Genomic DNA, 12,474 nt, shown 5'->3' with positions numbered 1-12,474 from the left:
GGAGATCAAACATGCCGGTTACGCTTCACAGGGTCGATCACCGCGACTGGTCAACGGATGACCAGACCGCCCTCGACCTCTCTCGTATCTATGCCGATGCACCTGCCGAGCGCTTGCCTGCGCCCGCCGACGATTTCATTCGCGATCACCTCGAGGGTGGAGGACTGTTCTGCTGTGCCTGCTTCAATGGCCGCCTGCTGGGCGCGGTAGCGGTGATTATCGATGCCGAGGCCTGGTGGTTAGCCTACACCTGTGTACGCAAGACCACCCGCCGACGCGGCGTCGGTTCACGTCTGCTGGCGCTGGTCGGCGAGGCGGCGGCCGCCGAACGGCGCATGCTGCGGGTGGCCAGCGCAACCCTGCAGATGGGCGACCAGCTACTACTGACTCGGCTTGGCTATCGCGCCTCGCCCGAGGGCGACTATTTCGAACTTAATCCGCGCAGTTCCCGGGGAGGACATCAATGAGAGCGCTACTGCGAACCCTGCTGGCGGTCATCGGGGTACTGGGTCTGGTGGTGGTCGGTGCCGTGGTCTATGTTACCACCTTCTTCGACCCCAACGACCTCAAGCCGCGACTGATCGACGTGGTTCGCGAACAGACCGGCCTCGAGCTGACCCTCGACGGTCCGCTGTCGTGGTCGTTCTACCCGCGGTTGGGGGTTAGCGTGGTCGACGCCGAGGCCTGGCTACCGGATCAGGCCGGCGACGAAGAGGCCTTCGTTGCCCTCGACAAGGCCGAAGTCAGCCTGGCCTTTGCCCCACTGCTCACCGGTGAAATCGCCATCGAGGGCCTGACGCTCGACGGCATGCGCCTCAACCTCGATCGCGACGCCGAGGGCCAGGGCAACTGGGAAGTGCTGCTCGAACGTCTCGACGAGCGCAGCGAAGAGGCCGCCGAAGCGCTGGCACCGGCCTCCGCCGGGCCGGCTGCGGGCGAGGATGCCGGGATGCGTGTGGCGCTCAATGTCGCCAGCGTCACTCTGCGTGGCAGCGAGGTGCGCTATCGCGACTGGCAACGCGACCTGCAGCTGCGCGTCACCGGCCTCGACATCAGTGGCAGCAACGTCAATCCGCAGCGCGCCTTCCCGCTCAAGAGCGCTTTCCGGCTCTCGGCCTACCCCGATGCCGCCTGGCAGGAGAGCGACGAGGTCGAGCCCGAGTGGGTCAGCAGCGTACGCGGCGAAAGCCGGGTGCGGCTGGGCCTGCGCGACGGCCGCTACGAGCTCGAGAACCTCAGCCTCGAAACCAGCACCACCCTGGCAGCGTTGGGGGACCGCAAGCAGCAGGCCAACCTGGAACTACGCCAGCTGGTGGCCAATAGCGAGACTCGGCAGTTGGAGATTGACGGCGGCCGCCTCGACAGTAGCCTGGTGCATCCCGCCGCCGGTGACCGCGCGCTGTCACTGAGCCTGGGCTTCATCGCCGATCTCGACTTCGACGAGCAGCACCTGCACCTGCGCAGCCTGGAACTGAGCGGGCCCGATGACCTCGATCTCAGCGGCAGCGTGACGGTCACCGAGCTATTCGATGCGCCGCGCTATACCGGCCTGGTGAGCCTGGCGCCGCTGTCGCTGCGGCCATGGCTGGCGCGCTTCGACGCCCTGCCTGAGACCACAAGCGACGCGGCGCTCGGCGATGTGGCGCTGACCAGCCCGCTGCAGGGCGACCTGGAGCGGTTCAGTTTCACCAATCTGACCATGGTCGTCGATGACAGCACCTTTACCGGACGCCTGGGGGCAGGGCTCGACGGCCGTTCGCTGACGTTCGACCTGCAGGGCGACCGCCTGGACCTCGACGCCTATCTGCCGCCCACCGAACCGGCCGCCGAAAGCGCCATGCTGCGCCAGCTACTGGGCCGCATGGCCTATGCCGATGACGACGAGGCCGCGTTGCCGGTCGCCTGGCTGGCGCCGCTGAGTCTCGACGGCGAGTTGAGCCTCGAGCGGCTCACGGCGTTGGGGTTGGTGATCCGCAATGCCGAGCTGGCCGTCGAGGGCAGCGAGGGCGTACATCGCTTGTCGCGCTTCGAGGGCCAGCTGTTCGACGGCAGCCTGGCCGCCAGCGGCGAACTCGACCAGCGCGAAGAAACACCGCGTTGGGACTTTGCGCCGCGTCTCGAACGTGTCCAGGTGGTGCCGCTCTACGCCGCGCTGGCCGACCAGGAGTCGCCGCTGCGCGGACGCCTGAGCCTCGACGGCGATCTCACCACCCGCGGCGACAACCGCGGCCTGATGACCCGTAACCTGCACGGCACCCTGGCGCTGCGCATCGACGACGGCGCGCTCTTCGACGTCAATGTCTCCCAGGAACTGTGTGGCGTGGTGGCGGCGCTGGACGGCGAAGAGATGAGCCGCGACTGGAGCAGTGATACCCGCTTCGAGCGTGCCGAGGCGAGCTTCACCGTGCGCGACGGCGTGGCCCACAACGATGACCTGGAGATCAGCATCCCCGGGATCCGCCTCGACGGCGACGGCGAGATCAATTTGGCAACCCAGGTATTTGACTACCGCGCGGCGGCGCGCCTGGTCGACTCGGCGGATGCCGCCTGCCGCGTCAATCCGCGCCTCGAACGCGTGCCGCTACCGGTGCGCTGCGAGGGCCAGTTGAGCGAGGAGAGCAGCGAGTGGTGCCGTTTCGACCGCTCTGCCTTCCAGAGCGCGCTGGGCGAGATTCTGCGCGACGAAGCCTCCTCGCGGGCGGTGGAAGAGATCGAAGAGCGCCTCGGTGGTGCCCTGGAAGGGCTCGATGAGGGCGCCGGGCGGGAACTTCGCGAGGGATTGCGCGGTCTGTTCAACTGAAGCTAGCAAGTCAGTCACCTGCGCCGACATACCCGTCGGCGCTTTTTTTTATTTCACCCGTCGAGGGATGAGTCTCCAATGACCGATATGCCATCCCCGGTGCTCGCTCCGGATGCCTTTCAGCAGCGCCTGCTGGCCTGGTTCGATGAATATGGCCGTAAGTCGTTGCCCTGGCAGCATGACAAGACCCCTTATCGCGTATGGGTCTCGGAGATCATGCTGCAGCAGACTCAGGTCGCCACGGTGATTCCCTACTACGAGCGCTTTATGGCGCGTTTCCCCACCGTCGAGCACCTGGCCGCGGCAGAGCAGGACGAAGTGCTGCACCTGTGGACCGGGCTCGGCTACTACGCGCGGGGCCGTAACCTTCACAAGGCCGCGCGCCGGGTAGTCGAGCAGCATGACGGTGAGTTCCCGGTGCACAGCCTCGAGGCCATGGCCGCGCTGCCCGGCATCGGTCGCTCCACCGCCGGTGCCATCATCAGCATCAGCACCGGGCATCGTGCGGTGATTCTCGACGGCAATGTCAAGCGGGTGCTGACCCGCCTGCATGCCGAGCCCGGCTGGCCCGGGCGCCCGGCGGTAGAGCGCCGGCTGTGGGCATTGGCTGAGCACTACACGCCGGCAGCGCGCCTGCCTGACTACAGCCAGGCAATGATGGACCTCGGCGCCACCCTGTGCCGCCGGGGTACGCCCAGCTGCCTGCTGTGTCCTTTCGAGGACGTCTGCGTGGCGCATGCCCGCGGTGAAGAGAAGCGCTTCCCCGAGTCCAAACCCAGGAAAGCGCTGCCCGAGCGCAGCACCATCATGCTGCTGCTGCACGATGGAGAGGGCCGAGTGCTGCTCGAACAGCGTCCCGGCGCCGGGCTGTGGGGCGGCTTGTGGTGCTTTCCGCAGTTCGACGACCCTGACGCCCTGCAGGCATGGCTCGACGTGCATGCCCCGGAGGCCAGCCGGGAACCGGCCTGGCGGGCGTTTCGCCACACCTTCAGCCATTTCCACCTGCAGATCACGCCGCAGCCGGTCGCCTGCCGTCCAGCGCAGATGGTCAACACCCCGGGGCGGCTGTGGTATCACCTCGCCGAGCCTGTCACCATTGGCCTGGCGGCGCCGGTCAAGACGCTGCTGGGCAGCCTCGCCCAACATCTCGACGACGCCTGAACGCCTATCGCAAGGAGTGACCCATGAGCCAGACCGTGTTCTGTCGCAAGTACCAACAGGAACTCGAGGCGCTGCCGCAGCCGCCGCTCCCCGGCAAGAAGGGCCAGGAGATCCAGGCCAGTGTCTCCAAGCAAGCCTGGGACGAGTGGCAGGCGCTGCAGACCCGTTTGATCAACGAAAAGCACCTCAACCTGCTCGATCCCGAGGCGCGCGAGTACCTGATGGAACAGCTCGAGCGCTTCCTCGACAACCGTGAAACCGACCAGGCCGAGGGCTATGTTCCCCCCAGCCAGTGACCCGGACAGGCGTGGCATCCGGTTGATCTAAAAAGGCTTGACGGGGTGAAGGGATTCTAGTTAAATACGTCCCCGTTGGCAGGGGCCAGATAGCTCAGTTGGTAGAGCAGGGGATTGAAAATCCCCGTGTCGGCGGTTCGATTCCGTCTCTGGCCACCACGCTGCTGGGGTATAGCCAAGTGGTAAGGCACCGGTTTTTGGTATCGGCATTCCCAGGTTCGAATCCTGGTACCCCAGCCATCGCCAACCCAGTTTCCGAAGCATCGAGTGGATGCAAGTAGTTGAAGGGTTGCCCGCGCCGGCATAGCTCAGTTGGTAGAGCAACTGACTTGTAATCAGTAGGTCCCGGGTTCGACTCCTGGTGCCGGCACCACTTCAAACTCTTCAAAATCAGCACCTTGCGAGAGAGAAGTGGAAGCCCTCCTTAATTGTGGTGTGGCTCAAGCCGTCTTCGTGAAATAGCTACAGATCATCAGCCTCACACTTGATTCCATCTGGAACCGAGGTGAGGTTATGCGTGTTGTTTCCGTTGTTTCGACCAAGGGCGGCGTCGGTAAGACCACCGTCACTGCCAATCTGGGTGGCCTGTTGGCCGATGCGGGCCTCAAGGTCCTGTTCATCGACTTGGACAGCCAGCCGACTCTCTCCAGCTACTACCCCCTCCGCACCGAAGCCCCCGGCGGCACCTACGAGCTGATCGCGCTCAGCGATACCGCTCCTGCCCATGTCATATCGCATACCGCCCATCCCAACCTGGATGTGGTGATCTCCAACGATCACGCCGGCCAGCTCCCTCAGCTGCTGCTCAACGCGCCGGATGGCCGCTTCCGTCTCGCCCAGCTGCTCTCCAGGCTGTCGGGCTATGACCTGATCCTGATTGATACCCAGGGCGCACGCTCCATCACCCTGGAGATGGCCGTCCTGGCCTCCGATCATGCCCTCTCACCCATCACCCCCGAGCTGCTCTCCGCCCGCGAGTTCGTGCGAGGCACCGTCGGCCTGCTGCGCGATCTCGAAGCGCTTAGCCAGTTCACCCACCTCTCCGTTCCCCCCGTTTCCGTCCTGGTTAACCGTCTGGATGAGACCGCCGATGCGCGGGGCATCCACCAGACGCTGGCGGAGATGTTCGCCGCCGGCGAGCAGGGCGTCAGCGTGATGCAAAGCACCATCCGTGCCGGTGTGGCCTTCCGACAGGCCGCCAGCGCGGGCCTTCCCGCGCATCAGTTCGAACCGCGACGGCCCGCCGGCCGCAAGTCGCCCGCCGCCGCCGACCAGGTCAAGGCGATGGCCTGTGAGCTCAACCCCGAGTGGCTGCCGTTGATCGACGCCATGGTCTGCACCACCGCCATGCAGGGGGGCTGCCACGATGAGTGCCATTGAGAACCTGGCCGAACTTCGGGTGGCCGAGGAGCGTCCGGAGGCCGGCTACCTGCCGCCGCATAGTCTGGAGGCGGAGCAGTCGGTGCTGGGCGGTCTGCTGCTGGATAACGCCATGTGGGATGAGGTTGCCGACCGCCTGGCACCGGCGATGTTCTACCAGCAGGCCCATCGCCTGGTGTTTCAGGCGATTCAAGGGCTGGCGGAGCGCGACCAGCCAATGGATGTCGTGACGGTGTCCGAGGCGCTGGAAGAAGCGCGTCAGCTTGAACAGGTGGGAGGTCTCGCCTTCCTGGCGGAGCTGGCACGCAATACGCCCAGTGCGGCCAATGTCGAGGCCTATGCTGAGATCGTGCGGGACCGCCATGCCCTGCGGCAGCTGATCCATACCTGCTTCACCCTGAACCAGCAGGCCCTGATGGCTCAGGGCCGTTCGGCCACCGAGCTGATCGAGGAGGCCGAGCAGAAGCTCTTTGCCCTGACGGAAGAGAGGAATGAGCAGCTGAGCTCCATGAAGGAGATGCTCGGTGAGGCCATCAACGTCATCGACCGGGCCTTCAATGCACAGGGTGGGGTGACGGGCATCCCGAGCGGCCTAAGCGAGCTGGACGCCATGACTGCGGGCTGGCAGCCAGGGGATCTGATCATCCTGGCCGGTCGCCCCTCCATGGGCAAGACCGCCATGGGGCTCGGTTTCGCGGAGCATGCCCTGACGGCAGAGGACGTTGCCGGCCCGGTCTTTATTTTCTCCCTGGAGATGCCGGAAGCGCAGCTGATGCTCCGGCTGATCGCTAGCCTCGGCAATGTCTCCCTGCAGAAGCTGCGCACCGGGAAGATGGAAGACGAGGATTGGCCGAAGGTGACCGCCGCGGTCAATCGGCTCACCCAGCTGGAAGGGAAGCTGCTGATCGATGATGTCTCCGGCATCACCGCCTCCAGCCTGAAGGCACGCGCACGCCGCATGACGCGGCGCTTCGGTCGCCCCTCCATGATCCTGGTGGACTACCTGCAGCTGCTTCAGGAGCCGGGCAGCGAGAATCGCACCCTCGAGGTGGGCAAGGTCAGCCGGATTCTCAAGGAGACCGCCAAGGAGCTGCGTGCCCCGGTCATTGCCCTGTCGCAGCTCAATCGCTCCCTGGAGACCCGCCCCAACAAGCGACCCTGCATGGCCGATCTGCGTGACAGCGGTGCCCTGGAGCAGGACGCCGACGTGATCGCCTTCATCTACCGCGATGAGGTCTACCACCCCGACAACGAAGACAGCCACGGCCTGGCTGAGCTGATCCTCGGCAAGCAGCGCAACGGGCCCACCGGCACCGTGCACCTGGCGTTCCAGGGGGAGTCGGCGCGCTTCAAGCCGTTGGCGTGGCAGCGCCAGGAGGTGACCCCATGAGCCAGCACCGCGTACGCACACCGGAGCCCCGTTCCCGGCTCTCCCAAGCCCTGGCCGAGGTGATGCACGAGACTCGCCAGCGGCAGCTCGAGGCTGAACAGCAGGGCCTTGCCGCTCTGGAGCACCTGGTCCGTGTGGCCCAGGGGCATAGCGGTCAGTCCCACCATCTTCGTCGCCTCCTGCTCGGGCTCTACAACGGCTACCGCTGGCCTTTCGAGATGCAGCGGCTGCGAGGGCTCGATGCAGACCTTCAGGCAGACGCCCTCGCGGTTATTCGGATGGCCACCTACAGCGGCCATGAGATCCACACCTTCATCGAAGGCGGTGACACCTTGCTGAAACGCTTCTGGGAGATCGAGGAGGCCGCAGATGAGTAAGTCGCTTTCCGTAGCGCGGGGGTGCAAGGGGATGCAGCGCCTGATTCGCTATGCCGCGACCCAGGGCTGGGAAGTGCAGCGTACCAGCGGTGGTCACCTGCGATTCAGCAAGCCAGGCTGTGCGCCGGTCTTCACCTCCTTCACCACCAAGGACCGCCGCGCCGAGCTCAATGCGCGCTCCCAGTTGCGCCGTGCGGAGTGGGAGAGGCGGTACCGCCATGAAGAGTGATTCCACTGTCATCACCTCCGTCGTGTCTATCGTAGAGGGAGCCCTCCTATGAAGCGTCCTACCGATCAACAGCTGCGGGACCGACTGACGCAGCCGGGACCCAGGCGCCAGGGGCAGCCGGTCGACGCCGTCACGCCGCCAGACCAGGAGATGGCGGTCTGGGTGACCCTGGACATGCTCAAGCCCTATGAGCACAACCCACGGCAGGTCCAGAACTCCAAGTATGAGGATATCAAGGCCTCGATCCGTGCCGCGGGTCTCAAGCACAAGCCCCCGGTGACCCAGCGGCCGGGCGAGAAGCACTACACCATCTGCGACGGCGGCAATACCCGCCTGCAGATCCTACGCGAGCTCTTTGAGGAGACCGGTGAGTCGCGTTTCCATGCCTTCTATGCCCTATACCGACCCTGGCAGTCGGAAGTGAAGATGCTGACGGGTCACCTCAGCGAGAACGACAACCGTGGCCAGCTGCTTTGGATCGAGCGAGCCAAGGGGGTGATGGATGCCAAGGCGATGTACGAGGAGGAGAGCGGTGAATCGCTATCGCAGCGCGAGTTGGTCAAGCGCCTGTCGGAGGACGGCTACCAGGTGGCCCAGAGCCATATCAGCAAGATGCTCTATACCGTCGAGCATCTGCTGCCCACGCTGCCCAACACCCTCTACAGCGGCCTGGGGAGGCCGCAGGTCGAGAAGCTTATCAGCTACCGGGAAGCCTGCCGGCTGATCTGGGAGCGCTGCACCCAGGAGGTCGAGCCCCAGGGCTTTGCCGAAGCCTGGCACCAGACCATGGCCTGGTTCGATGACGAGGGTCAGACCGAGATGAACTGGGGCATCGTGGTGGATCGGCTGTGCGGCATGCTGGCCGACAACACGGGCGTGCACTTCAACGTCTGCGAGCTGACCCTCGATAATATCGTCACCTATCGCAAGCGGCGTTGGGACCTGGAAGAGCATCAGGCCTTCGAGGCCCTGGACGTTGAGCTGCAGCAGATGCGCGATCCCGATGCCCAGCCGCCCTCGCTCTATCCACCGCTGCCTGATAGCTCTTCTGATACGGCAGCAGGTGGTGCCCCGAAGGAAAAAGCGCCCACGCCTGACCCTGAACTGCAAACCGAGCAGCTGCCATCGCCGCGCACCCTTAGCGGAAGAAACGTGAACCCCGACGAGGGGCGGACGGAGAGCGCTGAGCTGCTCCGGCTCCGCCAGCAGGTCGCCGCGCTGGAGCGTGAAAAGGAGCAGCTGAGCGAGTCGCAGTCTCCCGTGGTGTCTGGGCTCGGAGAACCGACGTCGGTACCTGGCCCTGCGCCCATGGCCGCGCTCTCTGAGGAGGAAATCGACTGGCCCGAGGGCGCCGCTCGGACGGAGGCCGAACAGGCCGCCCGCCTCGAAGGGCTGACCCAGTCAAGCTGGGAAGAGAGCCCGGGAAAGCGCGGCTATCGCCACCACCTGGCCAGTGAGCTCGGCGTGCCCAGCTTCGACTTCGAGCAGCTGGCTCCACTGGCGGCACCGGTGCTCTCCGGCGAGATCACCCCGCCCATTGCCGACGTCTGGTTCATCGAAGGGGTAGAGGATGAGCCCCGCTCGCTGCGCATCCGCATACGTGAGCTGGTCCAGGTCATTGCCCGCTGGGGCGGCTTCGGCGGCAGCGATGTGGTCATCGCCGATGACGACGGCATCGGCTTCGACCTCAACCCGCTGCCGGACGCCGCCGACCGCCGAGCGCTTTTCGCCTGGCAAGCGCTGTCCAGCCTGCGCGGCGAGCTCAATCCCGAGTACCCCTCTGACGCCACCCTGTGGGGAGCACTGTTCGGCACTCACTATGAAGAGGGGAAAGAGAGCGCCTGGGACGATGCGGTGCTGCTTCGCTTCTTCCGTCTGGTGCGGCTGATCCGCCGCCTTCGTGAACACCTGCAGGTACAACAGGAGGCCCAGTCATGAGCTCTTCATCCGCCAACCTGAATCAGGCGCTGCTCAGCCAGGTCATGGGATTTCTTCGGGAGGGCAACATGCGCCGAGCGCTGGCCCTCGGCTTCAGCGAGGAGGAGCTGCGCACCCTTCGCCGCCTGAGAGCGAGTGACATCGACTCGCTGGCCTGCGCGGGACCTGTGGTGGCGCGCTTTTCAGTGGATCATGCCGCGCTACGTGGGGTTCTGGCGCGCATCGATCGCGACCAGGATCGTGAAACCCTGATCGACCGCTGCCTGAGACTGGGGGCCAGCGTCAGCATGATGGGGGCCTTCTTCGGCCTGACCGGTAACGACTGCTCGACGCGGCGTCAGCTGCTGGGTATTGCGCCGCGGCAGGGGCGTTTGGCGATGCCATCGGAGCAGGCCGAGCACGATGCTTGGGAGCGCTGGCAGCATATTGCGCTGAACCCCAGGTCGACCGATGACCTACAGGGCATGGTCACCCTCGCCGATGAGACCGACATTCCGCTGGCGGTGGTGTGGCACCTCATCAAGCAGTGGGGTGATCCCGGCCAGCCGCGCACGGCACCTCCAACCGAAGAGTGGATGGCACCTGAAGGAGAGCGGTGATGGTGCAGCTGCACGATGCCACTCGACAAGGGCTGGATCGCCTGATCGGCCAAGCGGCTTCTGAGATGACCCAGCGCCGGGGAGAGCCCCCGGCGTCTGCCGTTCCGGACGGCGAGACGGACCGTCCAGGGGAGGCTGCTTCAGGCCTCGATGGGCTGCTGTTTTTCGGAAATCCCCATGAGACCGTGCCGCGAGCGCTGCTGCTCGATCCGCGTCTTGGGCACGTCGACAAGCTCGGCTGGCAGATGATGCGGATGCTGGTGAATCCGGACCGAACCACCGCGGTGCCGACCTACGACGAGCTGCAGCCCTTGCTGCGGGGGGCTCCGGGGCAGAAGGCCTCGCGCGCCACGGTCGCCCGCGTCATCGCCGTTCTCCGGCTGACCCGCTGGGTGAGCCTCGGGCATCGGGCGCGTAACGCGCAGAATGGCCGCATCATCGGCAACGTCTACATCCTGCACGATGAGCCGCTCTCTCCCGCCGAGGCCTCGGTGCTGGATGCCGATTACGTCGAGTATGTGTGCCGCTGTCTGAATCACCAGAACAAGGTGGTCAAGGCGGTGGCCGCCATCGTCTTCGAGGAGCTCCAGGAGGCCGGGGCACTCCATGAGCTACCGACGCGTCTCGATACTCTGGCGTCTCGCTCCAGCAAGGTTCGGCCTCCCTCGCCGGCTAAGCGTCAGGCCACTCAGTTCTCCACCACGACTCAGCAGAAGAACCAGGGGGAAGCGCCGAGTTCTCAGCGAGAACCCGGCAGGGTGAGCCACAAGAACTCCCCCGGTTTTCATCGAGAACCAAGTCTGGAATCAAGAGCTTATGAGGCTATCGATGCCGTTCTCCATGAAAACTCGGGCAGTTCTCCACGTACAGTACGTACTTCACACTGTGTAAAACCTACAGGTACGTCAGCCGTGAACCTGCACTGGCCGGCGTGTCTCTCGCTGGATGATAGCGAGCGTCAGGCGACTCAGCTGCTGATGTCGGGGCTATCAGGCGACACCCAGCAAGCCATTCTCGATGAGGCGGCGGGCCGCGTGAGCAGCGGTTCGGTGAGAAACCCCAAAGGCTTCCTGCGGGGGCTGATCAAGCGCGCTATCGGCGGCGAGTTCGTCGCGACCGGCTACGCCAAGACCCAGGCCGAACGCCGAACGGGCAGTGTGAGTCAGAGCACTCCACCCGCCATGCAGCGGTCTGCACCTCGTGCCGCGACTCAGCCACTCAGGCAGCCTGCGGCACCCACGGCATCGAGCACTCCGTCCAGCACCACGTCTCCCGAGGAGGCCCAGGCGGCCCGAGAGCAGTGCCTGCGCAAGCTGGGGCTATGGCCGGCTGGCGGGAAAAACTCACTCAGCAGCCATTAACGATTCCGCTGTCTCCCACTTACCAACTGATTGACAGTGCCTGCCATACCGCGGACACACATCAGCATGAGGACGACGCGACATGGCCGTTGATCGCCTGGGAGCACTGCGCAGCAAGATCGAGCTGACGCTCCATACCCACCACGCCGCACGGATCTGGAAGGGCCGTGGGGTCGAGACGGGGCGCCCACAGATAATCGGCATGCGGCAGTTCCTGCTGATCTGCGGTGCGATCAAGCAGAATGCAGCCAAGGATGACCCCTATGCGGACTACTGGCTCCTGCAGCTGGATGCCAAGCTTGCCGAGACTCGCGCTCAGCTGGACCAGCGCCTCCAGGAGCTGGATAGCCTGATGGCACAGCTGCCGCCAGAGCTGGATGTCGAGGAAAACCTCAACCAGCAGCCGCTCAAGATCCCCGTCTATACCGGCGGCCAGCATGGATGGCTCGCCCTGCGCCTGCTGATCGACTTCGACCGCTTCGTCAGGCGCGTCATGCTTGCCCACCACATTGCCCTGATCGGTCGGCGCCAGATGGAGGAGTACGTCCGGGTTGGCGGACACCTCCTGCGCAGCCTGTGTGCGAGTACCCAGAAGTACCCGGGCTTCAGCGGTGCCACCCGCGACGACTTCGCTGCCAACAACGCCAAGGCCCGAAATGCCATCGAGAAGTTCGGTGAGCTGCCCGACGATGTGCTCTCCGGGAAGCACCGCAGCGAGTTTGCGCCGCCGATTACCAGGCCGGCGGAGGCCAAGGCGGCCAGTGGCGCAGGCGCGGTGGAAAGTGACCCACCGCCCTCGGCGGAGGAGTAGTGGCCGGAGTGCCGGGAGCGTGATTCCACTGTCATCAAGTTTACTTAGGTCTTGGGCGTGGCCAGAGGGTCGGCAGGGTGATTCCACTGGAATCACCTAGGCGGTGGTGCCGGAGGAGGTCTCTGGGGTGAT

12 protein-coding genes and 3 tRNA genes are annotated in these 12,474 nt (G+C 65.1%); all 15 read left to right on the top strand.

Annotation, left to right across the window (positions count from 1 at the left end):
• Window positions 1–11 precede the first annotated feature (11 nt).
• The 15 genes from CK498_RS24130 (at window position 12) to CK498_RS24060 (ending at window position 12,342) form a co-directional block, all read left to right on the top strand.
• The gene (locus tag CK498_RS24130) at window positions 12–467 is read left to right on the top strand and encodes an acetyl-CoA sensor PanZ family protein (protein ID WP_095623395.1); all 456 of its coding nucleotides are present in this window, start codon (window positions 12–14) and stop codon (window positions 465–467) included.
• On the top strand, window positions 464–2,800 hold the full coding sequence (locus CK498_RS24125) for an AsmA family protein (RefSeq protein WP_095623394.1): 2,337 nt from the start codon (window positions 464–466) through the stop codon (window positions 2,798–2,800). Before CK498_RS24130 ends, CK498_RS24125 begins: the two co-directional genes overlap by 4 nt.
• A 78-nt stretch (window positions 2,801–2,878) precedes the next feature.
• The gene (gene mutY / locus CK498_RS24120; protein WP_095623393.1) at window positions 2,879–3,961 is read left to right on the top strand and encodes an A/G-specific adenine glycosylase; all 1,083 of its coding nucleotides are present in this window, start codon (window positions 2,879–2,881) and stop codon (window positions 3,959–3,961) included.
• 23 nt (window positions 3,962–3,984) lie between these two features.
• Window positions 3,985–4,257, top strand: coding sequence for an oxidative damage protection protein (locus CK498_RS24115; RefSeq protein WP_095623392.1), 273 nt, complete (start codon window positions 3,985–3,987; stop codon window positions 4,255–4,257).
• An 83-nt stretch (window positions 4,258–4,340) separates the two neighbouring features.
• Window positions 4,341–4,416 (top strand) — tRNA-Phe (locus tag CK498_RS24110).
• A 6-nt stretch (window positions 4,417–4,422) separates the two neighbouring features.
• Window positions 4,423–4,497 (top strand) — tRNA-Gln (locus tag CK498_RS24105).
• Between the two features lie 57 nt (window positions 4,498–4,554).
• Window positions 4,555–4,630: transfer RNA gene (locus tag CK498_RS24100), tRNA-Thr, on the top strand.
• A gap of 140 nt (window positions 4,631–4,770) precedes the next feature.
• A complete protein-coding gene (locus CK498_RS24095) occupies window positions 4,771–5,637 on the top strand; it encodes a ParA family protein (RefSeq protein WP_095623391.1) in 867 nt (288 codons plus the stop codon).
• The gene (gene dnaB, locus CK498_RS24090) at window positions 5,624–7,027 is read left to right on the top strand and encodes a replicative DNA helicase (protein WP_095623390.1); all 1,404 of its coding nucleotides are present in this window, start codon (window positions 5,624–5,626) and stop codon (window positions 7,025–7,027) included. The genes CK498_RS24095 and dnaB overlap by 14 nt, the downstream gene beginning before the upstream one ends.
• Entirely contained in the window at window positions 7,024–7,404 is a 381-nt protein-coding gene (locus tag CK498_RS24085; RefSeq protein WP_095623389.1) for a DUF7673 family protein, read from the top strand. The genes dnaB and CK498_RS24085 overlap by 4 nt, the downstream gene beginning before the upstream one ends.
• On the top strand, window positions 7,397–7,633 hold the full coding sequence (locus CK498_RS24080; RefSeq protein ID WP_095623388.1) for a hypothetical protein: 237 nt from the start codon (window positions 7,397–7,399) through the stop codon (window positions 7,631–7,633). Before CK498_RS24085 ends, CK498_RS24080 begins: the two co-directional genes overlap by 8 nt.
• Window positions 7,634–7,681: 48 nt before the next feature.
• Complete coding sequence (locus tag CK498_RS24075) at window positions 7,682–9,571, top strand: ParB family protein (protein ID WP_095623387.1); 1,890 nt, start codon at window positions 7,682–7,684, stop codon at window positions 9,569–9,571.
• Entirely contained in the window at window positions 9,568–10,170 is a 603-nt protein-coding gene (locus tag CK498_RS24070; protein ID WP_095623386.1) for a DUF2857 domain-containing protein, read from the top strand. The genes CK498_RS24075 and CK498_RS24070 overlap by 4 nt, the downstream gene beginning before the upstream one ends.
• Window positions 10,170–11,531 (top strand): STY4528 family pathogenicity island replication protein, encoded by a 1,362-nt coding sequence (locus CK498_RS24065; RefSeq protein WP_095623385.1) that lies wholly within the window; start codon window positions 10,170–10,172, stop codon window positions 11,529–11,531. The genes CK498_RS24070 and CK498_RS24065 overlap by 1 nt, the downstream gene beginning before the upstream one ends.
• A gap of 82 nt (window positions 11,532–11,613) precedes the next feature.
• Window positions 11,614–12,342 (top strand): PFL_4669 family integrating conjugative element protein, encoded by a 729-nt coding sequence (locus CK498_RS24060; protein ID WP_095623384.1) that lies wholly within the window; start codon window positions 11,614–11,616, stop codon window positions 12,340–12,342.
• Window positions 12,343–12,474: the final 132 nt, after the last annotated feature.

Origin of the sequence: Halomonas salipaludis (assembly GCF_002286975.1) — a bacterium.
Taxonomy (GTDB): Bacteria; Pseudomonadota; Gammaproteobacteria; order Pseudomonadales; family Halomonadaceae; genus Franzmannia; species Franzmannia salipaludis.
Note: the sequence above shows the minus strand (reverse complement) of the source record. Positions and strands in the feature narration are given on the sequence as shown.

Excerpts from the sequence above, each read along its gene's own strand:
- CK498_RS24130 (WP_095623395.1), top strand. The coding sequence starts at position 12 with ATGCCGGTTACGCTTCACAGGGTCGATCACCGCGACTGGTCAACGGAT.
- CK498_RS24085 (WP_095623389.1), top strand. The coding sequence starts at position 7,024 with ATGAGCCAGCACCGCGTACGCACACCGGAGCCCCGTTCCCGGCTCTCC.
- CK498_RS24115 (WP_095623392.1), top strand. The coding sequence starts at position 3,985 with ATGAGCCAGACCGTGTTCTGTCGCAAGTACCAACAGGAACTCGAGGCG.
- CK498_RS24060 (WP_095623384.1), top strand. The coding sequence starts at position 11,614 with ATGGCCGTTGATCGCCTGGGAGCACTGCGCAGCAAGATCGAGCTGACG.
- CK498_RS24070 (WP_095623386.1), top strand. The coding sequence starts at position 9,568 with ATGAGCTCTTCATCCGCCAACCTGAATCAGGCGCTGCTCAGCCAGGTC.
- dnaB (WP_095623390.1), top strand. The coding sequence starts at position 5,624 with ATGAGTGCCATTGAGAACCTGGCCGAACTTCGGGTGGCCGAGGAGCGT.
- CK498_RS24065 (WP_095623385.1), top strand. The coding sequence starts at position 10,170 with ATGGTGCAGCTGCACGATGCCACTCGACAAGGGCTGGATCGCCTGATC.
- mutY (WP_095623393.1), top strand. The coding sequence starts at position 2,879 with ATGACCGATATGCCATCCCCGGTGCTCGCTCCGGATGCCTTTCAGCAG.
- CK498_RS24075 (WP_095623387.1), top strand. The coding sequence starts at position 7,682 with ATGAAGCGTCCTACCGATCAACAGCTGCGGGACCGACTGACGCAGCCG.
- CK498_RS24080 (WP_095623388.1), top strand. The coding sequence starts at position 7,397 with ATGAGTAAGTCGCTTTCCGTAGCGCGGGGGTGCAAGGGGATGCAGCGC.
- CK498_RS24095 (WP_095623391.1), top strand. The coding sequence starts at position 4,771 with ATGCGTGTTGTTTCCGTTGTTTCGACCAAGGGCGGCGTCGGTAAGACC.
- CK498_RS24125 (WP_095623394.1), top strand. The coding sequence starts at position 464 with ATGAGAGCGCTACTGCGAACCCTGCTGGCGGTCATCGGGGTACTGGGT.